Annotated in this window: 26 protein-coding genes and 1 pseudogene; 4 read left to right on the top strand and 23 right to left on the bottom strand. The window is 65.4% G+C overall.

What is annotated here, in order from left to right:
• Window positions 1-50 precede the first annotated feature (50 nt).
• The 19 genes from BUB39_RS11150 to BUB39_RS11065 all read right to left on the bottom strand — a co-directional run bounded on the left by BUB39_RS11150 (window position 51) and on the right by BUB39_RS11065 (window position 10,468).
• The gene (locus BUB39_RS11150) at window positions 51-380 is read right to left on the bottom strand and encodes a hypothetical protein (RefSeq protein WP_073053216.1); all 330 of its coding nucleotides are present in this window, start codon (window positions 378-380) and stop codon (window positions 51-53) included.
• A gap of 1 nt (window position 381) precedes the next feature.
• Complete coding sequence (locus BUB39_RS11145; RefSeq protein WP_073053215.1) at window positions 382-987, bottom strand: phage baseplate protein; 606 nt, start codon at window positions 985-987, stop codon at window positions 382-384.
• Between the two features lie 6 nt (window positions 988-993).
• Window positions 994-1,485 carry a hypothetical protein gene (locus BUB39_RS11140; RefSeq protein WP_073053214.1) on the bottom strand — a complete coding sequence of 164 codons (492 nt, stop codon included), beginning with the start codon at window positions 1,483-1,485 and terminating at the stop codon, window positions 994-996.
• Window positions 1,485-3,425, bottom strand: coding sequence for a tape measure protein (locus BUB39_RS11135; RefSeq protein ID WP_073053213.1), 1,941 nt, complete (start codon window positions 3,423-3,425; stop codon window positions 1,485-1,487). The genes BUB39_RS11140 and BUB39_RS11135 overlap by 1 nt, the downstream gene beginning before the upstream one ends.
• Window positions 3,422-3,562, bottom strand: coding sequence for a hypothetical protein (locus BUB39_RS25475; RefSeq protein WP_175561827.1), 141 nt, complete (start codon window positions 3,560-3,562; stop codon window positions 3,422-3,424). Before BUB39_RS25475 ends, BUB39_RS11135 begins: the two co-directional genes overlap by 4 nt.
• A gap of 59 nt (window positions 3,563-3,621) precedes the next feature.
• On the bottom strand, window positions 3,622-4,059 hold the full coding sequence (locus BUB39_RS11130; RefSeq protein WP_073053212.1) for a phage tail assembly chaperone: 438 nt from the start codon (window positions 4,057-4,059) through the stop codon (window positions 3,622-3,624).
• 26 nt (window positions 4,060-4,085) lie between these two features.
• A complete protein-coding gene (locus BUB39_RS11125) occupies window positions 4,086-4,493 on the bottom strand; it encodes a hypothetical protein (protein ID WP_073053211.1) in 408 nt (135 codons plus the stop codon).
• 97 nt (window positions 4,494-4,590) lie between these two features.
• Complete coding sequence (locus tag BUB39_RS11120; RefSeq protein ID WP_073053210.1) at window positions 4,591-5,226, bottom strand: hypothetical protein; 636 nt, start codon at window positions 5,224-5,226, stop codon at window positions 4,591-4,593.
• A 10-nt stretch (window positions 5,227-5,236) separates the two neighbouring features.
• Window positions 5,237-6,631 carry a hypothetical protein gene (locus BUB39_RS11115; protein WP_073053209.1) on the bottom strand — a complete coding sequence of 465 codons (1,395 nt, stop codon included), beginning with the start codon at window positions 6,629-6,631 and terminating at the stop codon, window positions 5,237-5,239.
• Complete coding sequence (locus BUB39_RS11110) at window positions 6,628-6,900, bottom strand: hypothetical protein (RefSeq protein WP_139251441.1); 273 nt, start codon at window positions 6,898-6,900, stop codon at window positions 6,628-6,630. Before BUB39_RS11110 ends, BUB39_RS11115 begins: the two co-directional genes overlap by 4 nt.
• Window positions 6,901-7,094: 194 nt before the next feature.
• Window positions 7,095-7,781: a recombinase family protein gene (locus tag BUB39_RS11105; protein ID WP_073053207.1), complete on the bottom strand. Its 687-nt coding sequence runs from the start codon at window positions 7,779-7,781 to the stop codon at window positions 7,095-7,097.
• A gap of 318 nt (window positions 7,782-8,099) precedes the next feature.
• A complete protein-coding gene (locus BUB39_RS11095; protein ID WP_073053205.1) occupies window positions 8,100-8,342 on the bottom strand; it encodes a hypothetical protein in 243 nt (80 codons plus the stop codon).
• Window positions 8,339-8,542 (bottom strand): hypothetical protein, encoded by a 204-nt coding sequence (locus BUB39_RS25205; protein ID WP_139251440.1) that lies wholly within the window; start codon window positions 8,540-8,542, stop codon window positions 8,339-8,341. The genes BUB39_RS11095 and BUB39_RS25205 overlap by 4 nt, the downstream gene beginning before the upstream one ends.
• Window positions 8,539-8,871, bottom strand: coding sequence for a DUF6074 family protein (locus BUB39_RS11090; RefSeq protein WP_073053204.1), 333 nt, complete (start codon window positions 8,869-8,871; stop codon window positions 8,539-8,541). The genes BUB39_RS25205 and BUB39_RS11090 overlap by 4 nt, the downstream gene beginning before the upstream one ends.
• Entirely contained in the window at window positions 8,864-9,430 is a 567-nt protein-coding gene (locus BUB39_RS11085; protein WP_073053203.1) for a hypothetical protein, read from the bottom strand. Before BUB39_RS11085 ends, BUB39_RS11090 begins: the two co-directional genes overlap by 8 nt.
• Window positions 9,431-9,667 (bottom strand): hypothetical protein, encoded by a 237-nt coding sequence (locus BUB39_RS11080; protein WP_073053202.1) that lies wholly within the window; start codon window positions 9,665-9,667, stop codon window positions 9,431-9,433.
• Window positions 9,664-9,849 (bottom strand): hypothetical protein, encoded by a 186-nt coding sequence (locus tag BUB39_RS11075; protein ID WP_073053201.1) that lies wholly within the window; start codon window positions 9,847-9,849, stop codon window positions 9,664-9,666. Before BUB39_RS11075 ends, BUB39_RS11080 begins: the two co-directional genes overlap by 4 nt.
• Window positions 9,846-10,235: a hypothetical protein gene (locus tag BUB39_RS11070; RefSeq protein ID WP_073053200.1), complete on the bottom strand. Its 390-nt coding sequence runs from the start codon at window positions 10,233-10,235 to the stop codon at window positions 9,846-9,848. The genes BUB39_RS11075 and BUB39_RS11070 overlap by 4 nt, the downstream gene beginning before the upstream one ends.
• The gene (locus BUB39_RS11065; protein ID WP_084527241.1) at window positions 10,232-10,468 is read right to left on the bottom strand and encodes a hypothetical protein; all 237 of its coding nucleotides are present in this window, start codon (window positions 10,466-10,468) and stop codon (window positions 10,232-10,234) included. The genes BUB39_RS11070 and BUB39_RS11065 overlap by 4 nt, the downstream gene beginning before the upstream one ends.
• 118 nt (window positions 10,469-10,586) lie before the next feature.
• Between BUB39_RS11065 and BUB39_RS11060 the strand changes: the two genes are divergently transcribed.
• Window positions 10,587-11,045: an Arc family DNA-binding protein gene (locus BUB39_RS11060; RefSeq protein WP_073053198.1), complete on the top strand. Its 459-nt coding sequence runs from the start codon at window positions 10,587-10,589 to the stop codon at window positions 11,043-11,045.
• On the opposite strand, the gene BUB39_RS11055 is transcribed toward BUB39_RS11060, so the two are convergent.
• The gene (locus BUB39_RS11055) at window positions 11,042-12,295 is read right to left on the bottom strand and encodes a tyrosine-type recombinase/integrase (protein ID WP_073053197.1); all 1,254 of its coding nucleotides are present in this window, start codon (window positions 12,293-12,295) and stop codon (window positions 11,042-11,044) included. The two genes, BUB39_RS11060 and BUB39_RS11055, sit on opposite strands and share 4 nt — an antisense overlap.
• 92 nt (window positions 12,296-12,387) lie before the next feature.
• Between BUB39_RS11055 and BUB39_RS11050 the strand changes: the two are divergent.
• The 3 genes and pseudogenes from BUB39_RS11050 to olsB form a co-directional block, all read left to right on the top strand.
• Window positions 12,388-13,782: pseudogene (locus BUB39_RS11050) on the top strand (YifB family Mg chelatase-like AAA ATPase); the annotation flags it as partial.
• Window positions 13,783-13,897: 115 nt separating this feature from the next.
• Window positions 13,898-15,754, top strand: coding sequence for an ATP-binding response regulator (locus tag BUB39_RS11045; RefSeq protein ID WP_073053195.1), 1,857 nt, complete (start codon window positions 13,898-13,900; stop codon window positions 15,752-15,754).
• Between the two features lie 169 nt (window positions 15,755-15,923).
• Complete coding sequence (olsB, locus tag BUB39_RS11040) at window positions 15,924-16,784, top strand: l-ornithine N(alpha)-acyltransferase (RefSeq protein WP_425292911.1); 861 nt, start codon at window positions 15,924-15,926, stop codon at window positions 16,782-16,784.
• A 3-nt stretch (window positions 16,785-16,787) separates the two neighbouring features.
• Here olsB and BUB39_RS11035 read toward each other — a convergent pair whose 3' ends face one another.
• The 3 genes from BUB39_RS11035 to BUB39_RS11025 all read right to left on the bottom strand — a co-directional run bounded on the left by BUB39_RS11035 (window position 16,788) and on the right by BUB39_RS11025 (window position 19,024).
• Window positions 16,788-17,432, bottom strand: a complete 645-nt coding sequence (locus tag BUB39_RS11035; protein ID WP_073053193.1) for a trimeric intracellular cation channel family protein — start codon at window positions 17,430-17,432, stop codon at window positions 16,788-16,790.
• 6 nt (window positions 17,433-17,438) lie between these two features.
• A complete protein-coding gene (gene grpE / locus BUB39_RS11030; RefSeq protein WP_073053192.1) occupies window positions 17,439-18,026 on the bottom strand; it encodes a nucleotide exchange factor GrpE in 588 nt (195 codons plus the stop codon).
• 98 nt (window positions 18,027-18,124) lie between these two features.
• Complete coding sequence (locus BUB39_RS11025) at window positions 18,125-19,024, bottom strand: cation diffusion facilitator family transporter (RefSeq protein WP_084527239.1); 900 nt, start codon at window positions 19,022-19,024, stop codon at window positions 18,125-18,127.
• Between the last annotated feature and the right edge of the window lie 18 nt (window positions 19,025-19,042).

The raw sequence follows: 19,042 nt of genomic DNA, 5'->3' as shown, positions 1-19,042 counted from the left end.
TCCTGCCCGCGGGTCTTTCTAGTCCGCGATGGGGCCCGCATTCCGGATCCCTATCGAAACCTCTCCAGCACCGCCCGCACGAACCCGCCTTCCGCGCGCGGACAAAGCCACATGGCGCGGTAGCGGAGACCCGCGGCGTCAGCGACGATGTCGCCCTCGCCGACCTCGGCCCGGGTCCACAGCAGCCATCCGGCGTCGATCCTGACGCCTTCCGGCATGTCCTGCATCTGGTTGCCCTTGGCGGGCTGGATGACGCCACGGATCGCAATCTCGATCGGGTCATGCGTCACCGGCTTGTGGTTGACATAGGTCGTCGGCTGCGTCTGGTAGAGCGTCAGCGGAACGGCGAAGCGATCGATGGCACGAGCGGCTTGCAGCATGTCAGAGATCCCCTCTGCCCACTCTCGCTGCCGAAGATCCGTACTTCAGGCGATAGAGCGCCGACTGATCTTCCGCAGTCGAGGAAGCCGATGAGGTCGCGTCGCCTCGCGCCACCGTGCCGGAAGCACGATCAGCAGTCACAGCATCACCAGAACGACCGGAGGAAGGCTTTGCGGCATTGGTCGACTTCTTGCCGCCCGCCTGCCCAGACTTCTGCGAACCCGTGTCTTCGGACTGCGCATAGGCAGTTTCGACGATGATCGCCTCGCTGAGAACGGCGCGACCTTTTAAGATAAATGCGGTGTCGGGGTCGCGGTCGGCTGTCAGGACCTCGATCAGCATATTGTCGTAGATGAACAGACCGGAGACCACCGTGAAGGGCTGGCGGCTCTCCTGGAAGCGGACCAGCGCTGCATAGGTCAGAGCCGCGCCGGCTGCCGCGAAATCGAGCGTCAGTCGCTTTGGCTCGACATAGGCGTGGTCCGCGACATCGGCGCCTGCCTCGATCGGGTTTTTCGTGATCGACAGACGGCTCTCATGGGCTTCGGAGAGCACGACATCAACGGCAACGGGGCCGATTGCGCGCGAGAAGATGATGGCGGGCATGGCGGGTTACTCCTCGACCTTGAAGGTGACTGCCTGCCCCATCTCACCCGTGTCGATCAACGGCTTGTCAGAGCCCTTCAATGCGATTGTGAGCGGACTATTCGGGGGCGAAGTCAGTGTCTGGATAGACTTTTGCACGTCGCCCTGCGCCTTGACGCCGAGCCGGCGCAGTTCCTCGCCTACGGGCAGCTTCTTGGCGAAGATCCTGCGCGCTGCGGCCCTCATCGCCGCGCGGTAGGCATCGCGGTTCTCGCGCATGGCGTTGCGGAGGAACGGCCGCTCAGGAATAGGTCCGCCGAACCCGCCGCCTCGCTCCGTCTTGAATCCTTTGCCGGATCCGCGCGTGCCGAACTCGTTGTAGATCGCCCGCATGATGACCGATGATTTGACCTCTCCGGCGGGGAAGCCGACCTTGACGATGGACCGCCGCCGCTTCGGCACGAAGAGCTTCTTCAATCCGCCGCCGCTCCGACGGATCACCTTGGCATAGAAGCCCATCAGCGCGGTCCTCCCCAATTTGTGGCGGGATCGACCTTTCTGGCCGGCTGCGACAACGAAGAGGCTCTCCCGGAAACAGCGCGTCCGGTCGCCTCGGCCGCGGCGCGCGGCGCATCGCTGGCCTGCGCGATGTTCTGCGTGATGTTGACCGTCGTGGAGCGATTGTCCTGGCGATTGTCATTCATCACCTGCGGCGCCGTCGATCCGGGCATCGCGCCCGACATCTTGTCCACCATCTCGAACACGGCAGGGAGCTTGGCGAGCGCCGCGTTCATCCTGTCGACCCAGACATCGCCGCCCTTGAACCCGCCCGCTACAGGTGCCTGTCCTGGCTGCCGGAAGCCGCCGAAGGCCCCGAGCGTGTAGTCTCGTCCGCCATCAGGGACAGCGGCCGGGACGCGGAAGAGATCGACCTTGTTCGGCCCGCCGTCGAGTCGCTGACCGAAGGTGCCGCGCTGCGAACCGTCCGGGGTCACGTTGGACGGATCAAAGCCTGTGTTCTTCTTCATCCATTTGTCGATGCCCGACGTCAGGCCCCAAAGGTTTCCCTTGGGATCGAAGGTCTTCAGCAGCTCCGCGACGCCGAGGGCGACACCAATCGGCGCCAGGAAGCGCGCGAGCCCCCGTCCGGCCCATGCCAGGAAGCCGGCCTCCGCAGCGGCAGGGGCGACTGCCGGAGCAGCTGCGGGAGCGGCCGCCGGCGCCGCACTGCCGAGGATGCCTCTTGCCAGTCCGACAAGGCCGCCGACTGCAGCCAACCCTGCCCTCGCCAGCGCCGGCTTGAAGATGAAGGCGGCGAGGATCGCGGCTCCGATCAGCGAGATCGCGTCGGCGGTGCTCTTGGCGATGCCGGTGAGATCCTGCAGCCATCTGGAGAAGTCGCCGATGATCGACTTGCCGCCCCGCATCATGGTCAGCACATCATCGGCGAGCAGCGCGAGAAGCCCGAAGGCCGCAACAGTCGGGAACATGAAGACGCCGAGCGCCAACATTGCCCATTTGAGCTCCGGCATCTTCTTGAAGGCATCGACGATTGTGCCGACGTCCTTCACAATGCCCTTTGCAATGGGACTGATAGCGTCCGCAGCCGCCGACAGCGCGTCGGACAGCGTCCTCGCCCAGCGTTCGAGCCGCCCGTCGGCAGCGAGCTCCGTGAGAAAGTCGGAGAACCGATCGACCTGGCGCTTCGCCGTGTCGAAGAAGCCGGCATCGGCGATCCGCTTCAGGAACATCGTCCAGGTGTCGCCGAGCCGGCCGGTGACGCCGGACCAGGTCTTCGCCATCTTCTCCGACGCGCCGAAAGACTTCTTCTCCATCATCTCGATGAGGAGCGCGATCTCTTTCCGGCCGAGCCTGCCCTTCTGCGACAGGTTCTGCAGCTCGGCAGCGGATTTGCCCGTCGCCTCCGAGAGCAGTTCCCAGACGGGAATGCCGCGCTCGATCAGCTGCAGCGCTTCCTCACCCTGCAGCTTTTCCTTGGTCCATGCCTGCCCGAGGCCGAGAATGACGCCTTGGAGATAATCGGCTGAACCGCCATTCTTCGCCATTGTGTCGACGGCCGCCTGCAGCGAGCCGTTCATCGGGTCGATGCCGAAGGTCTTCAGCATCGCATAGGCGTCGGCGGTCTCCTTGAGTGAGAGTGGCGTCTTCTGCGCGAAGATCGTCACCCAATCCATCGCCTTCTTGGCCTTGTCCGATGATCCTTCCAGAGATTCGAGCCGAACCTGCAGGTTCTCGAACTGCGAGCCGACCTGAATGACCGATCGGGCGAACATCGCCCCAACGCCGGTGGTGATCGCGGCACCGATGACAGTGACGGCTGAGGCGAAGCTGCGCAGCCGCTTCTCGGCACCGTCGATGCCCTGCTTGAAGCGGGCGACGTCCTTCTCGCCCTCGAACTTGTAGCCGAGGATCGCAATGAGTTCGTCGATGACGGTCATCGCCGCTGTTCCCTTTCCCGCTCCGCCTTCTCGGCAGCGAACGCCTTCAGATCGAGGGCCTCGTGCATGTCGAGCAGGTCGCCGAGCGTCACCCAGGTCCGCAAGTCGCTCGGGCTGCACAGCGGCGGGTCGGCCATCACCGGCCGCCACAGGAAGAGATCGAGCGTCGGCGCGGCCCGGCGCAGCTCAGCCTCGCTCAGCTCGCCGCCCGCGCCCGGTTGCCAACGCTCTTGAGCACGTCGCCGAAAAAATCGGAGAAGTTCTCCTTGAGCACGAACAGCACGACGGCCGGGATATCGGCAAGGTGGCCGGTGAAGTCATGATCGAGGTCGACATCTTCGAAGTTGCCGCCCTGCCTCTGGATCATCGCCTTCTCGCAGATGTCCTTGACCAGCGCCGTTGTCTCGCCCGGCTGAGCGCCGCCGAGGATCTCGACCAGGGCAGAGATGGAACTGACCTCGGCCGCGGTACGGGCCTCCGCCGGCCTATCTTCTTTGAGCCCAGCGAGAATGGCGGGCAGCCGCGGCATGGCCGGTCCGATCGCCTTGAACAGCCGCGCCTGCATCGCCAGCGCTTCGGAGGCCAGCATCGGCGTCACCTTGAAGGTCCGCCCGTTGATTTTCTTCTCAGCCATGATGGTCGATCCCTTCGATGAGAGGTTCAGGCGCCGTTGCGCCAGGCGGTGTTGAGGTTCGCCTCATAGGCGCGGTGAGCCGCGTCGACATGGGCATGGCGATCGATCAGCCCCGCCCGGCCGGCTGCACCTTCGGCGTGTGCCTGCTGAACCAGTGTCAACGACTTGGCGGGATTGCCGGCCGCGTCGAGATAGCGGCGGCTGCCATCGCCCATCATCAGCACAGCGGAGCCATCGTCGAAGGTGTGCCGGGCCGAGCCGTCGGCCAGGACTGTGACGTTGGGCGGCAGTGTGTCGGCGGCAGGCGTGCCGGCCGGCGCCGGGCTGCCGTCGCGGAGCATCACTGGGATACGGAGGGTCTGACCATCCCGCAGGATGTCGTCGTCGTCCTCGATCAGCTGGCCATCTCGTGAGAACTTAGCTCTTCGCTCCATCGCGATCTCCTTGGGTTGGGATTTGGAAGGGAGCGGTTCCCGCGTCGCCGAGCCCCGCTCCCGTCTTCACCGCGCTCGCCGGCGCGGATCGGTGATGTCATCGCGGCCAGAGGTAGCCGTGGCCGTAGAACTGAGGCAGACGGGCGTCATAGAGGCGCGACACAGGTCCATTCGCCGTGTGGAAGTGCGCCGGAACGCCACGCGCCCCTGTCTCGGCGCCGGCATCAAGGCCGAGGCCGAGCCGGGCGAGCTCCGCATCGCTTCGCTGCAGCCGCCGGAGCAGGCTGAGAATGACGCCGGCGGCGTTCTCGTATTGCTGGCGGAGATCCCGGATGAGCAGGTCGCGCTCGGCGAAGAAGGCGCTGACCTCGATCTGTCGGGCCGCATCGGCCTCCCGCGCCTTCGCGACGTCGAGCTCATCCTTGAGACGCCGCGCTGCCTCGTGCATGCGCTGCCGGATGAAGTCGTTGTCTTCCATCACACGCCGCGCTTCGGCGACGGCCTCGCCCGGAATGGTCGGGTCGATCGCCCGTTCATTCGCTGCCGCATAGTGCTTCTCCGCAGCGGCAACGGCGTCATCGACCTCGGCGGCCAGTTCAGCGATCACGGTCGATGCCGCATGGTCCGTGAGCGCGGCGCGGATCCGATCATCGAGCGACAGGACGGGCGGCAAGACGGCCTTCGCGGGTGCGGCGGCTGGCGGCGACTTCGTGGCAAGGGCGGTGGCGGTCATGGGGGCTCCTTTATGCGACCCAGTCGTAATTGAATGAGCGCTTGGCTTGGATGCAGCCGGCGACCGCGTTCGCGATGTCGTCATGGGCGCCTGGCGCATGGTCGATGCTGTCGCGGCCACCGCGCGCCGTGCGCCGCTCCAAACCGATCAACTGGGTGACGAGCCGGTCATGATCGAGCAGGTCGATGTTGCGCGAGTTCAGGACGGGCAACAGATCCCGATAAAGGTCGCTCTTTGCCTTGACCGCGACCTCGTATTGGATGTCGTGCTTACGGAATTGCTCGCGTGGCCATTCGCCAGCGTAACGATCACCGCTGACACGATTGACCCGATAGCTCTTGAGGAGCGTGCAATACTCCTCGACAACACCTTCAGGTGAGAACGGTGGTTTCCGCTCCCGGATGGCGTCAATGACGACAACCCGATCATCTCGGTGGCCGATGCACATCGTGAAGCTGTCAGCGCTGCCGCCCGAAGGGTCGACGAAGGCGAAGTAGCTGGTCGACGCCACAGCCCCCCGCTCCCGGACGCCCGGGCTAACGCAGGCCTCGACCGCCTCGCGGGTCAGCAGCGCCTCAACATCGGTGCGGAACTCGCCGCCATATTCGGCCGAAGCCACAGCCGCATCGCGCTCATAGGCCCGGTCGACCACCGATTGCTTCAGCGTCGGGTTGAACGTTCGCGACGGTCCCTTGGCCACCAGAACGCGGGGATCGCCTTTCGGGCCGTAGTGCCGTTTGTATGCTGCCCAGAGCTCGCCGCGTCTCGCATAGGGAGAGCTGATCACCACCAAAGGCCCGCCGGTGGTCGCCAGCGCGGGGCGAAGGGCGTCGAGGATCTCGCTGTCGGGATTGACCGAGCCCTCGATGGACCAGAACGCCACCTCGTCACCGATCGCGCCGACGGCCGTGATGCCGCGCAGGGTCCGGAAGTTCGCCGGCCGGATCTGCACATCGATCGCTGTTCCGAGGCGGATGACATCGGAGAGCTGATCCTGCACCTCCGACCGCAGCACCGGGGAATGGTTCAGGATGCCGACGACATGGTGGAATGCCCGTGTGGCCTGATCGGTCGACGCCGCCATGATCGGAAGCACGCCACGCTCACCGGGCGCCAGTGCGTCGCTGTGGTCGCAGAGGCCGGCGACATAGGCAGCCAGCGTGCCCGCGGCCCGCGTCTTGCCACCGCGCCGGCCGACGATGCACCAGAGCTCCTCAACCTGCTCCAGAGGCTCGATATCGCGGCCCGTCAACGCGGTGAAGATCGTCCGCTCGTCATCCGTGAGCGGCTCTCCCATCGCGGCGATGAGGAGCGTGCGCCAGGGCAACCAAGACTCACCGGGAATGGCGCCGCCGAGCAATGCCGGGTCGGCCATGGCCTCTCGGAGGCTAACCAGCGGCCTCATGCGATGGCCGCCCTGTTGCGGAGGTATTCGGACAGCTCCGTTCGCTGGCCGGCCTTAGCCGCCTTGGCTTTCGTCTTCAGAAGATTCATGAGGCGGGCGAGGGTATTCGTCACCCGCACCAGCTGCTCGGTGTCCACCGGGTCGCCGCGGACGATCGCCGCCTGCATCTTCTCGGCTTCCACCGTCACGGCTGCAGCCTGGCGCACGAGGGCACGCATCGGCTCCGTCATGATGCCCTCGCCGCCGAGCTCGCCGGTGAACTCCTTCATCAGGTCCCGATAGCGGCGTGCCGATGCGCTCCGGCCATCCACGCCCGGAAGCAGGCGCGAACCGTTCGACACAGCGGCGCGGCCGGTCGGCAAAGGCTGAGCGATCGAGGGGCTTGTTTGCGTCATGCAGCGAGAGTTGTCGGCGCATCGCCCCCGGTTCAATCGGGGTTAGGCCGAACTGTCGCTAAGTGGTGCTAAGCGTTCGATGGCGTAGCAGATGCGAGCACGCGGGATACCTGGACGGCTGTCCAGTCACTCATGCCGCGGGCCGTCGGGATGCCCTTGCTGCTCAGCGCTGCGGCGATCCCGCCGAGGCTGGTTACGCCGCAGGCCCTGATCTCCTCGATCACCGGCATCAGGTCGGCCGCGCGAGCCCGTGCCTTCGCTGAAGCAGCCTCTCGGCCGGCCTTGCGCGCCTCGTCAGTGATCATCGCGCCGCGGAAGCCGCCAAGCTTCTGGCCACGCGCCTTCGCCGCTTGCAGGGCCGCCTTGGTCCTCTGGCTGATCATCTTGCGCTCGGCCTGGGCAACCACGGCCATGATGCCGACCACCATCTCATTGGCCTCCGGCATATCGGCCGCGACGAAGCGCACGCCAGCCTTTTGCAGGCTCAGCAGGAACGCGGCATCACGCGACAGGCGATCGAGCTTCGCGATGACCAGCGTGGCGCCGTGGAGCCGGCACAGAGCCATGGCCTCGAGAAGCTTCGGCCGATCATCCTTGCTGCCGCTCTCGATCTCTACGACCTCTTGCAGGACCGTCCACTTGCCGCCGTTGAGATACTCGGCGACCGCCTGCCGCTGAGCCTCAAGGCCAAGGCCAGAACGCCCTTGGCGCTCCGTCGAGACGCGGAGGTAGCTGATGAACTTGCCGTCTGCCATGGCCCTCAGCCCGTAACGTTATTGCCAACCTTCGATGACTTTGGCGTCAAAGCCTCGAATGTCAATGGTCGATGGAGGAGAAAATATAACAATATCAATGGGTTCTCACGGCAACATTCTACCGTCTCTGCCGCCGCGCCTTCTCCTCTTCTGCGATCAGCCAAGCCTGCAGGCTGTCGGGCCGAGCGCATGAGCGGCGACCTATCCGGAACGTGGGAAGACGGTTCTTCTCATCCAGCCATGCCACCTGACGAGGAGAGACGCCGAGGAAGCGGGCAATCTCCTTGTGGCCGATGAGAACCTGGGGGATCCGATCCGTCATAGGCGGTTTGCCTCCCGCCGGCGGCGCTCAGCCCTGACGGCCGCGAGCATTACGGCGGCATCGAGATTGTCGTTCGAGATCGCAACGGCGAGGTCCAGGAGGGCTTGGCGAAGGGCGGGATCGGGCATCCCTGCGTTTCGTGCCGCTTCGATTGCGTCGGCTAAGCTCTCAGCGAGCTGGCGCTCCACCGTCGAAACGGAGTGCAGATCGTACTCGGCAGGCGAAAGGGGATCGTTCATGCTGCACCATCGGGGAGAGAGGTGCGGGGCCGCAGAAGCGCGGTGAGGTTGACGCCCACGGGCGTGATCGGCTCGCCCTCGTATCGGTCGATCCACCGCCATGCCTCGGCCATGGTCGGGAATGGGCCGGCGAGGACCGCTCCCGCGCTGGTAACCTGCCATCCGCCATCGGAGGCTCGGGTTGCTGTCTGGGAGGTCATGCTGCACCGTCGGGGCTGCGATGGTAGGAGGCGTGCTCAGGCAGCGTGGGCACCCAGGCCGCGTGCTCGCTGAGGCACTGCCCGTAGATGGCTCGGGAGAAGTCGGCGAGTTGCCGCTCAATCTCATGCTCGGCGATGCCAGCCTTCCGCATTTGGGCAACGAACGAGTCGCATGCCCGGGTATAGGCCCATGTCGCTTCATTCTGCGTCCGGGCCTTGGCCATCTGCAGAGCGACCTTCCGGGCGTGGCCGATGCGAGATCGGGCCGGAAATGGGATCGTCTGGCGAGGCGGCTGCCAGGCAAAGAGCGGAAGGTCAGAGCTACGCATTGGTCTCACCCCCTATGGTATATCTATATGTGGCCGATGCATCGGACTGTGATTTGCTCGAAACGGGCCTGACGGTACGATCCATCGGACTGTGAACCGTATTTGCTCCGGGTATAATCCGACCTCTGTCCGATCCATCGGACCGTGCGTCCGATCCATCGGACTGTGTTTTGTTTTCGAGGGGCGGCTTCCAGCGGACGTATTCTCTTGTCGGCAGCTCTCCGGTGACGTCGTCTCGGTACTCGGTGAGACGCCATTCGGTTGCGACGCGATGCTTCAGGGTGAACCCGCTTGGCTTCGCCTTCGCGACGAAGCCTTTCTCCTGCAACGCGGCGAGCGCTCGGCTGGCGGTGTCCTTGCTTTTTGCATGGAGCAATTCGGCCAGCTCCCTACAGCCGAGCCCGATCCGTCCATTGTTGGTGCCGTCGTATCGCCACTTGAGTTCTTCGTAGGCGACGCGTTCGGCCGGCAGCAGCGCCTTCCAGGCGGCCGATCGGAAGACCGCGCCGTCGATCATGAGAAACTTCTGACCGCCCTTTCGCTTCCACTTGCTGCTCATTCAGGGCATCCCCGTCCGGTCCGAGATCGTGACGCCGTCGGCCGCCCATTCCCCGGCGGCGCGGCGCGCCCCAGCCAAGCTGGTTCCCATCCATGCGATGAGATGACCGCCAGAGGCGGGCTGGTATTCCAACCAGAAGAGACGCTGGCCGACCTGATCTGGATCATCGTCGCGAGAGGAGACGCCCGTCTCGATCACGAGCCGATCGACCTGCGGGAAGGGAATGACGTTGCTCATGCGCCGCGCTCCCGGTTCAGGTGCTCGCGCGGCGCCGACAGCATCTTCAGCGCTATGTCTAGGCTATGCCCGATCGCCTCTGCCGCGTCCTGGTCAATCCATCCTTCGGCAAGGAGAGCGATGCGGCTGACCCGGATGAGATCGAGACCACCGTCCATCTGGTCGACGAGGGGCTCGGTCATGACGCCACCTCGCCGTGGAGCGCGGCGTAGTACGCGGCGTGTAGATCGCGGACCATCACCCATGCCTGCGTGGTGACGAAGATCAGGCGGTCGACTCGGAGGGCCGGCATGTAGACGACGTCCTCCTTGCCGGTGATGCTCCGGTGCAATTCGGTGTCGGAAAGAGCATCGCAGACGACGTCGGACGCGAGGTCGGCCATATGCAGTGTGTCGCACATGGCGCCCTCGAGGAGCCGGAACGCCTCGATCATGTCCTTCATTGCCGGCGCGGCCGGCTCCGTGATATTGCTGCTCATGTTTGATGATCCCTTCGCGGGGTGAGAACCACGGTCCGGGAAGGTTGCCGCCTTCGCCGGACCTTTCTGTTTCAGGTCGGCAGCGCTCATGCGGCGCTCCGCTCAGCGGTCGAACGGACCGGCTTGCTGAGCCGCTCGGCAGCCCAGGCATCAAGGTCTTCCGGGCGATAGAGCGGGATGCGGCCGGCATACTGCATCGCAGGGCCGCCGCCGATCGAGGCAAGCTTGTTGAGCGTCTTCAATGCGCACGGGATGCCGTGCTTCTCCATCAAGTAGTTCGGCACCTCAGAGCGGCGCAGGCGGGGGCGAGCAGGCGTTGACATTTGACTAACCATCCCTACGGATTGTCATAGCATTGATGCTATGACTGGAATATTCCGCAGGCCCGTGGCTAAGTCAAACGAAATCTAGCATGCATGCTAGGTCGAAAGAGGTCTGTGAATGGTGCTGCCCGAAAAGCCGAAGGTGAAGGACTACGAGCAGTTCCAATTGCGCCTCCCTCCGGGCATGCGGGACCGCATCAAGGCGAAAGCGGAACGCGCCGGAATGTCGATGAACGAGGCCGTGGTTTGGTGCCTTGAGCATTTCTTCCCGGCGCCCAAGACGCTGGACGAGAAGCTAGAAGAACTTGCGACTATGGCTGCCCTGCTGAAGGCTGGAGGGGAGCCGTCACGCGGCGTTGATCGCCTGATAGACGAGATCAGCGGCGTCGTGGACAAGATCTACGAGGGGAAGATCGCGACGCCGCCAGACTTCCGCGCAAACGTCAGTGAGCAGTTGGAGCGCTGGCAGGAGGAGCGGATGGAGATTGCCCAAGAGGACGCCTACAACCCGTTCGAAGAGCCAGAGCTGCCTATGTCGCCTATGCCCCCGCTAGACGACTCCGAAGAGCCCTTCTAGCTGTCATCGGCAGCGGTCATTTGCCGGAGCACCTCACCGCATACTTTGTCCGCGGCTGCCACCATCACCGAATCGAGCCGATGCACATACCGGCTGGTGACGGTCCCGCCGGCATGGCCGAGGAGCGCAGCAATCGTGCTTTCGGCGAGACCCAGGTCGCCCGCGACCGACGCGAACGAATGGCGCATCGTGTGCGGTGTCACGCCCTCCAAGCCCGCACGCTGCATCAGACGCCCCCACGCCCCGGAGAGGCCATTGTAGTGGCCGTTCTTGCGTAGCGCCGGGAGGACATAAGGATTGCCCGCCACCTTCTTGGCGCGGGAGAGAGCGTCAAATGCTGCCGTGCCGATCGGGCGAACCGAGGGACCGCTCTTGCTGTCCTCGAGGCGGAAACAATGGCCCTCCACGTCCACCTCTGACCAGCGCAGCGACTGGATCTCGCCCAGGCGGCAGCCAGTGAGCGCGAGCAGCCACGCGCCCAAGATCGCCTGTGGCGTGTCTATCTCGGCCTCCGGCGCCGTGAGGGCTGCCCCAATGGCCTTGTAATCGGCGGGAAGAACGCGCCGCGTCCGGACCCCGTCCGCTGGCAGCTTGACGCCCTGAGCCGGATTGCTCGGGATGATGCCCTCCTCGACCGCATAGGTGAGGATCCCGCCAAGAAAACCAGCCGTCCTTGCGGCGGTGCCCAGGCCTCCAGTAACCTCGACGCGGGCACCGTTCTTGCCCGATCGATTCTTCACCGCGGTCTTCCCGGCCGACACGTCCCGCACGAATTTCGTGATGTCTGCCCGGCTAAGGTCGATCACGAGCTTGTTGCCGAGCAGCGGCTTGATATGTCGGGAGATCCGGCCGCGATCGATCTCAATTGTCGAGGCCTTCTTCGGTCGGCTCTTCCTCCTTCCGAGTATGAGGCCTTTCTCGGCGGCGCGCATGTATCGGTCGCAAAGCTCGGCCACCGTAAGCGATGCCCGGCGCGTGCGACGCTCGAGGAGCGGATCAGCCTTCTGCAGAACGATGCCGCCCATAGTCTCGATGGCGAGCTTGCGGGCCTGTTCCGTCGTGAGCACGCCGTGGGCTCCGATCGTCATCCGCCTACGCACGCCGTCCGCGGTCCGATAGTCGACGAAATAGCTCCGCCGGCCGGAGGGCTGGATATAGACGCCGAAGCCCTTCAGGTCGGAGCACCAGACCGTATATTGTTTTTCGCGGGGCTCAGCGCTTTCAACAATCGTTTTGGTGAGTTTCGACATCGCGTCCGGGTGAGTTTGCAGACTGCACTCACAATAGGCTCACCTCGCGCGGGGAAACAATAGGAGACGTCGGCCAATCGCCGGCATGGGCGGATAAGACTAGAACGGCGGTAATCTGCAGAGGAGTGCACTTCCGGCAACGTGAGATTATGCGAGCGCATAGTCCAGGACGGCCGAAGGAAGGCAGCCATTACGATCTGCCGATCGCCATGGCGTTGATGGCCGCGATCGGCGCCCTTCCCGGCGAGCGGCTGTCCGACTATCTGGTTCTCGGGGAACTGGCGCTCGATGGCACGATCACAGCCGTCGCGGGCGTGCTGCCGGCGGCGATCGGTGCCAATGCCATGGGACGCGGCCTGATCTGCCCGGCGGCCACCGGCCCAGAGGCCGCCTGGGCGAGCCGCGAACTCGATATCCTCGCCCCGCGCAGCCTGATCGCAATCGCCAATCACTTCAAAGGCACGCAGATGTTGACGCGGCCGGAGCCGGCGCTGATGCGCGAGCCGCCGCTTCTCGCTGATCTCGCCGACATCCGTGGCCAGGAAGTCGCCAAGCGTGCCTTGGAGATCGCCGCGGCCGGCGGGCACAACCTTCTGATGGTCGGGCCGCCCGGCGCCGGCAAGTCCATGCTGGCGAGCCGCCTGCCCTCGATCCTGCCGCCGCTGACGCCGCGAGAGCTTCTCGAGGTCTCGATGGTGACGTCGATCGGCGGCGAACTCTCCGGAGGAAAGCTCACCGACCGTCGGCCCTTCCGCGCCCCGCATCATTCGGCTTCGATGGCGGCGCTGGTCGGCGGCGGCTTGCGTGTCAAGCCGGGCGAGGTTTCGCTCGCCCATCATGGCGTGTTGTTCCTGGACGAACTGCCGGAATTCCAGCCGCAGGTGCTCGATTCGCTGCGCCAGCCGCTGGAGACCGGTGAGGCGGTCATCGCGCGCGCTAATCATCGCGTCAGCTATCCGGCCCGCTTCCAGATGATCGCGGCGATGAATCCCTGCCGCTGCGGCATGGCCGGCGAACCCGGACATGTCTGCGCGCGCGGAGCTCGCTGCGTTTCCGACTATCAGGGGCGACTGTCGGGGCCGTTCCTCGACCGGATCGACCTGCGCATCGAGGTACCTGCCGTCACGGCCGCCGATCTGATCGCGCCCGGCCGCGGCGAGACGAGTGCGGTGGTCGGCGCCCGTGTCGCTGCGGCGCGTGCCTTGCAGGCCGAGCGCTATGAGGCCCTTTCGCTCAGGGATGTCGGCAGCAATGCACGCTGCCCGACCAATCTCATGGAGGAGATTGCGGCACCTGACGCCAGTGGCCGCGCGCTTCTCGCGGAGGCGGCGCATTCCCTCAAGCTTTCGGCACGCGGCTATCACCGGGTGCTCAAGGTCGCGCGGACCATCGCCGACCTCGACGCTGCCGCGCGCGTCGGCCGCATGCATCTGGCAGAAGCCCTGAGCTACCGGGCCGTTGGCGAGCGGCTGCAGGCGGCCGCCTGATCAGCCGCGGCAAGCATCTAGCGCCGGGTCGATCGGCCAGACGCAAGGGTTTCGCAATCAACCTCCACTAGCCTGATGCGGCCGTATCGTTGCGGCACCCTGAGGGGCCAGCCTGATGTCCGCCGATCCGCTCCGCCTTGTCGTCGCGCCGTCCGAAACGCACCGTCTCGCCGCGGCGCTGATCGCGCTTGGTGTGGGACTGCCTGCCATTTTCGCGTTGATGATCGGGCTCCTGGAACCGTCGAGCGGGGCCAGCTATTTCCTGGCCGCTGGATTATTCCTGGCCGTCGGCGCCGCCGGGGGCCTCTGGCTGCGGCTCCTTCGCGAACGCCGTACGCGCCGGGCGATGGCTGAGCGTTTCGAGGCATTGCAGGATCTCTCCTGGGAACTCAGCGATGCCGGGTCGCAAAAGGCGGCCGAGGCGATGATCCCGATTGCGACCGTCAGCCACGAGATGCGGGCGCCGTTGCATGGCGTGCTGGCGCTGGTCGATCTGCTCGCCGGAACCGAGCTCTCGGCCGAGCAGCGCGCCTATGTCAGCGCCGTCAGGCAGTCCGCCGGCGCGCTCGCCCGATTGGTCGATGATCTGCTCGATGCCTCACGCATCGCGACCGGCCAGTTCACGCTCCAGCCCGCTCCAGCAGAGATCGAGGCGCTCGTCGAGGACATCGCCGAGTTGCTGGCCCCGCTGGCCCATGAGCGCGGCATCGGCCTCGGCACGCGGGTCGCGCCCAACCTGCCGCCGGTCATGGTCGACGCCGGACGGCTGCGCCAGATCCTGATCAACCTCCTCACCAACGCGATCGCGGCAACCGAGCAGGGATCGGTGTTGCTGGCCGTCGATCCGGCCGATTCGATCGCGGACGAGGGTATCGCCCTCGGCTTTGCAGTTCATGACAGCGGGTTGGGGGTCGACAGCGACGACCGCGACCGGATATTCGCGAGCTTCGAGCGGGCGAGGGTCGATGGAACCGGGCTTGGCCTCGGCCTCGCGATCTCGCAACAGATCGTCTCGCGGATGGGCGGCCATATCGCGCTCGAAGCGCGCGCGGGCGGCGGCGCCGTCTTTCACTTCACGCTTGGCTTGGCGCCCCTCGGGCACCCGCCCCGCGCAGCCCGGCCGCTCGACGGCGAGGCGGTCCTGCTCGTGGCCCCACCCGGTCTTGAATCGGAGGCTCTCGGTTCCGCGCTCGAAGAAGCGGGAGCCGAGACGCGTCTCGTCGGCAGTCTCTCCGAGGCGACCGGCCTCGTCGGAGCGGCCGCAGCGGCTGGACAGCCCTATCGCATGGTTCTTGCCGACGCACGCATCGCCATCGACGCCCAAGTTGCGCTGAAGCGGCTGCGCGATGCGGCCGGCGGGCGTCTGGCGGTGGGAATCATGATCGAATCGCGGGACCGGCGGGCCGTCGACGCACTCAAGGACGACGGGTTCGACGCTTATCTCATGCGTCCAGTGCGTCGCCGCTCGCTCGTTGCCGTGGTCGGCGAAGCAATCCACCGTCCGGCCCGCTTCGTTGCCGATCCGGCGGACGAACCCCATGGCATTGCTCCTGAACGGCGCGGCCGCCGGCCTCTCGACGTCCTCGTCGTCGAGGACGATCCCGTTTCGGCGCTCCTCGCCCGAGCCGTGCTGGAGCGGCTTGGCCATGAGGTGAGTGAGGTGCGAACGCTGGTGGCGGCCAAGGCGCGGCTCGCTGATCCGCCGGATGTCGTGCTTGTCGATCTGAGACTCGGCGACGGCGACGGGCTCGACCTCGTCCGCGCCTTCGCGTCACCCGCAGCCGAGCGCGCGCGCCCTGCGATGATCGCGACGTCGGGAAATGGCGATGCGGCCAACGAGGCAGCTGCACTGGCGGCCGGCGCCGATCTGTTCCTGGAGAAACCCATCTCCGCCGAGCGCCTCGGCCACGCCTTCGAGAAGGCGCTGAGCAGGCGAAGCGTTGCTCTCAATCCCCGTCACCAAACTGCATGAATTCCGTGATCTAACGCGTCGATCGCAGCCGGCGAATCCGATCCTGGGCCTGCCGGCACGCCGCGTCATGGGAGATCGTGCTATGCTGAAGCGGGCGGAAAGCGGGGCGCGGCCGAAGATGCGGCCGTTTCCGGAGCCGTTTTCCACGCTGCCGGATCTTTCCCGGCGCATGTTGCATGGGCTCAGAAAGACGATGCCGCCAGGTCTTTTGCCGGCTCCGTTGTCGCCTCCTCCGCTTGGGCGGATCGGCGCACTCGAGGTGCGCCTAGCGGTCACGCCGCGCGAAGTGAAGAAGGCGCAGAAGCTGCGCTACAAGGTCTTCTATGAGGAGATGTCGGCGATCCCCGACATTCAGACGCAGGTTTCGCGGCGTGACCGCGATGCATTCGACGCCATCTGCGATCATCTTCTCGTCATCGACCACGACACGATCACCAAGTCAGGCGAGGCGGCGATTGTCGGCACCTATCGCCTGCTGCGCCAAGACGTGGCGCAGCGCTTTTCCGGCTTCTACTCAGCCAATGAATTCGACCTCGCGCCGCTGATCGAGCGACACAGCGGCCTCAGTTTCCTGGAACTCGGCCGCTCCTGCGTGCTGCGCCCCTATCGGACCAAGCGAACCGTCGAACTGCTTTGGCACGGCATCTGGAGCTATGTGCGCCGGCACAATATCGACGTCATGATCGGCTGCGCGTCGCTCGAGGGAACCGACCCCGACCGTCTCGCGCTGCCGCTCGCCTTTCTGCATCATCATGCCCGCGCGCCGGGCGACTGGCAGGTCGGCGCCCTGCCCGGCCGCCGCGTTGCGATGGACCGCGTGCCGGTCGAGGCGATCGATGCGAAGGCGGCGCTGCACCTGCTCCCGCCGCTGCTGAAGGGCTATCTGCGGATCGGCGCCTATGTCGGCGACGGGGCGGTCGTCGATCGTCAGTTCGGCACCACGGACGTGCTGATCGTGCTGCCTGTCAGCGCCATCAACGAGCGCTATGTCAATCACTACGGCGTCGATGCGACGCGTTACGCCGCCTGAACTTCAGCGCGGCGGGAATTCGCGGCCTGGGCGCGAGCGATAGGTCGGCAGCGTCCAGCCGAAGCTGAGCGCGCCCGCGCGGACGGCGAAGGCAGCAAGGCCGCCGAGGAACGCAGCCGGCCAGAACGGCATGCCCGATCGAACGGCGACCACGAACAGCGCCGCGCCGACCAGCGTCGCCGTAACGTAGATCTCCTTACGCAGAAGCACGGACGGCTCCCCGGCGATCACGTCGCGGATGATGCCGCCGAAGGACGCGGTCATGACGCCCATGACGACCGCGCCGAATGGGCTCGCGCCTGCATCCAGCGCGCGCGAGGCGCCCATGACGCAATAGCCGGAAATGCCGATGGCGTCGGCCCAGAGCAGTGCCTGATAGCGATACTCGACGAACGGTGCGGCAAAGAAGACCGCGACGCCGGAGAGCGCGCAGAGGATCACCGGCTGCGGCTCACGAATCCAGAAGACCGGCGTCTCGCCGAGAATGACGTCACGCAGCGTGCCGCCACCGACGCCAGTGATCGCCGCCAGGAAGACGAAACCGACAAGGTCGAGTTCCTTGCGCGACGCGGCCAGTGCGCCTGTGACGGCAAAGACGACGACCCCGATCGAATCGAGGGCCTGGAGCAAGGAGACATCCAGGCCCATTTTGGACTAGCCGGTCTCGCCGGCGCCGGACGCGTCGGACGGATCCTTCTGTCGCGGCGCACCCTTGGCGACACCCACCATGGCGGGGCGGAGGACGCGCTCGCCGATGACATAGCCGGACTGCATCACCTGCATCACGGTGCCCGAAGGCTGCGCGTCTGTCGGCACCTCGAAGATCGCCTGATGCAGGTTCGGATCGAATTTCTGGCCGAGCGGATCGAGCTTCTTGACGCCATGTTTCTCGAGCGAATTGAGGAGGTCGCGCTCGGTCATCTCGACGCCTTCGATCAGCGTCTTCATCGCTTCGGCGCCCCGTGCCTCGTCCGGAACAGCCTCGAGCGCGCGGGCCAGATTGTCACCGGCCGTGAGCATGTCGCGGGCAAACGCCGCGATGGCATACTGCCGAGTTTCAGCGATCTGGCGCTCGGTGCGGCGACGGAGATTTTCCATTTCGGCCATGGTGCGCAGGACACGGTCCTTCATCTCCGCGTTCTCGGCTTCCAGGGCCTCGATGCGCGCCTCGGCTGCGCCATCGGCCTCGGGCTGATCGACGGCCGTCTCGGTCTCCGGCGTCGTCTGCGGATCGTTGGTCATTGCGGCGTCTCGCTTTCGTAGCTGGTAATCCATTTTGCGCCCGATATCAGCGCTCGCGCCTTGAAAATCAAGTCGCGGCAGATGGCGTGGCCTCCAAGCTAGAGGACGAGCACGCCGTGATGCTGCGCCTCGGCCTCCGGCTCGACATGGATCGAGACCTCCGCCCCTTCGACGGCCTTCATCAGCGCAACTTCGATCCGGTCGCAGATCGCATGGGCCGCCGCCACCGACATCGAGCCGGGAACGACGAGATGGAACTCGATGAACGTAGCACGGCCGGCGCTACGGGTCCTCAGATCATGCACCTCAAGCGCTCCTTCGGCCTCGGCGGCGATGATGGTGCGGATCTCGGTATCAACCGATCGCGACACGGCCTCATCCATCAGGCCGCTGACCGAATCGCGGATCACCTTCCAGCCGGACCAAAGGATGTTGACCGCCACGATCACAGCGACCAGCGGATCGAGCACGGTCCAGCCCGTGATCACCACCAGCACAAGCCCGATGATGACGCCGACAGAGCTGATGACGTCACTGGTCAGGTGCCACGCTTCGGCGATGAAGGCCGGCGAGCGGCGGCGGCGGCCGAAGCGGAACAAATAGAGCGCCCAGGCGCCGTTGATCGCCGTCGCCACCGCATTGATGGCAAGGCCCTGCATGGTGTTCTCGGGCGTGAGATGGAGATTGTAGGAGATCCATGCCTGGCGCGCGATCAGGAGCGCTGCGACAACGATCAGTACGCCTTCCAGGACCGCGGCGAAATACTCGGCCTTGTGATGCCCGAACTGATGGTCGTTATCGGCCGGCTTGCGGCTCACCTGGATTGCCCAGAAGGCGGCGAGGGCCGTCACCAGATTGACGATGCTTTCGAGCGCGTCGGAAAACAGCGCAACGCTGCCGGTGGCGAGATAGGCCGCATATTTGAGGCCCATCACCAGAAGGGCGATGACGATCGAGCTGAAGGCGACGAGCGTCACCTTATCCATCCGTACCGGCATTGCGCGCATCCGCATCAC

The sequence above is a fragment of the Kaistia soli DSM 19436 genome (genome assembly GCF_900129325.1).
Lineage (GTDB): Bacteria > Pseudomonadota > Alphaproteobacteria > Rhizobiales > Kaistiaceae > Kaistia > Kaistia soli.
Note: the sequence above shows the minus strand (reverse complement) of the source record. Positions and strands in the feature narration are given on the sequence as shown.

Bases quoted from the DNA above. Each gene is read 5' to 3' on its own strand.
- BUB39_RS11150 (WP_073053216.1), bottom strand. From the start codon at position 380: ATGCTGCAAGCCGCTCGTGCCATCGATCGCTTCGCCGTTCCGCTGACG.
- BUB39_RS11145 (WP_073053215.1), bottom strand. From the start codon at position 987: ATGCCCGCCATCATCTTCTCGCGCGCAATCGGCCCCGTTGCCGTTGAT.
- BUB39_RS11140 (WP_073053214.1), bottom strand. From the start codon at position 1,485: ATGGGCTTCTATGCCAAGGTGATCCGTCGGAGCGGCGGCGGATTGAAG.
- BUB39_RS11135 (WP_073053213.1), bottom strand. From the start codon at position 3,425: ATGACCGTCATCGACGAACTCATTGCGATCCTCGGCTACAAGTTCGAG.
- BUB39_RS25475 (WP_175561827.1), bottom strand. From the start codon at position 3,562: ATGGCCGACCCGCCGCTGTGCAGCCCGAGCGACTTGCGGACCTGGGTG.
- BUB39_RS11130 (WP_073053212.1), bottom strand. From the start codon at position 4,059: ATGGCTGAGAAGAAAATCAACGGGCGGACCTTCAAGGTGACGCCGATG.
- BUB39_RS11125 (WP_073053211.1), bottom strand. From the start codon at position 4,493: ATGGAGCGAAGAGCTAAGTTCTCACGAGATGGCCAGCTGATCGAGGAC.
- BUB39_RS11120 (WP_073053210.1), bottom strand. From the start codon at position 5,226: ATGACCGCCACCGCCCTTGCCACGAAGTCGCCGCCAGCCGCCGCACCC.
- BUB39_RS11115 (WP_073053209.1), bottom strand. From the start codon at position 6,631: ATGAGGCCGCTGGTTAGCCTCCGAGAGGCCATGGCCGACCCGGCATTG.
- BUB39_RS11110 (WP_139251441.1), bottom strand. From the start codon at position 6,900: ATGAAGGAGTTCACCGGCGAGCTCGGCGGCGAGGGCATCATGACGGAG.
- BUB39_RS11105 (WP_073053207.1), bottom strand. From the start codon at position 7,781: ATGGCAGACGGCAAGTTCATCAGCTACCTCCGCGTCTCGACGGAGCGC.
- BUB39_RS11095 (WP_073053205.1), bottom strand. From the start codon at position 8,342: ATGAACGATCCCCTTTCGCCTGCCGAGTACGATCTGCACTCCGTTTCG.
- BUB39_RS25205 (WP_139251440.1), bottom strand. From the start codon at position 8,542: ATGACCTCCCAGACAGCAACCCGAGCCTCCGATGGCGGATGGCAGGTT.
- BUB39_RS11090 (WP_073053204.1), bottom strand. From the start codon at position 8,871: ATGCGTAGCTCTGACCTTCCGCTCTTTGCCTGGCAGCCGCCTCGCCAG.
- BUB39_RS11085 (WP_073053203.1), bottom strand. From the start codon at position 9,430: ATGAGCAGCAAGTGGAAGCGAAAGGGCGGTCAGAAGTTTCTCATGATC.
- BUB39_RS11080 (WP_073053202.1), bottom strand. From the start codon at position 9,667: ATGAGCAACGTCATTCCCTTCCCGCAGGTCGATCGGCTCGTGATCGAG.
- BUB39_RS11075 (WP_073053201.1), bottom strand. From the start codon at position 9,849: ATGACCGAGCCCCTCGTCGACCAGATGGACGGTGGTCTCGATCTCATC.
- BUB39_RS11070 (WP_073053200.1), bottom strand. From the start codon at position 10,235: ATGAGCGCTGCCGACCTGAAACAGAAAGGTCCGGCGAAGGCGGCAACC.
- BUB39_RS11065 (WP_084527241.1), bottom strand. From the start codon at position 10,468: ATGTCAACGCCTGCTCGCCCCCGCCTGCGCCGCTCTGAGGTGCCGAAC.
- BUB39_RS11060 (WP_073053198.1), top strand. From the start codon at position 10,587: ATGGTGCTGCCCGAAAAGCCGAAGGTGAAGGACTACGAGCAGTTCCAA.
- BUB39_RS11055 (WP_073053197.1), bottom strand. From the start codon at position 12,295: ATGTCGAAACTCACCAAAACGATTGTTGAAAGCGCTGAGCCCCGCGAA.
- BUB39_RS11045 (WP_073053195.1), top strand. From the start codon at position 13,898: ATGTCCGCCGATCCGCTCCGCCTTGTCGTCGCGCCGTCCGAAACGCAC.
- olsB (WP_425292911.1), top strand. From the start codon at position 15,924: ATGTTGCATGGGCTCAGAAAGACGATGCCGCCAGGTCTTTTGCCGGCT.
- BUB39_RS11035 (WP_073053193.1), bottom strand. From the start codon at position 17,432: ATGGGCCTGGATGTCTCCTTGCTCCAGGCCCTCGATTCGATCGGGGTC.
- grpE (WP_073053192.1), bottom strand. From the start codon at position 18,026: ATGACCAACGATCCGCAGACGACGCCGGAGACCGAGACGGCCGTCGAT.
- BUB39_RS11025 (WP_084527239.1), bottom strand. From the start codon at position 19,024: ATGCCGGTACGGATGGATAAGGTGACGCTCGTCGCCTTCAGCTCGATC.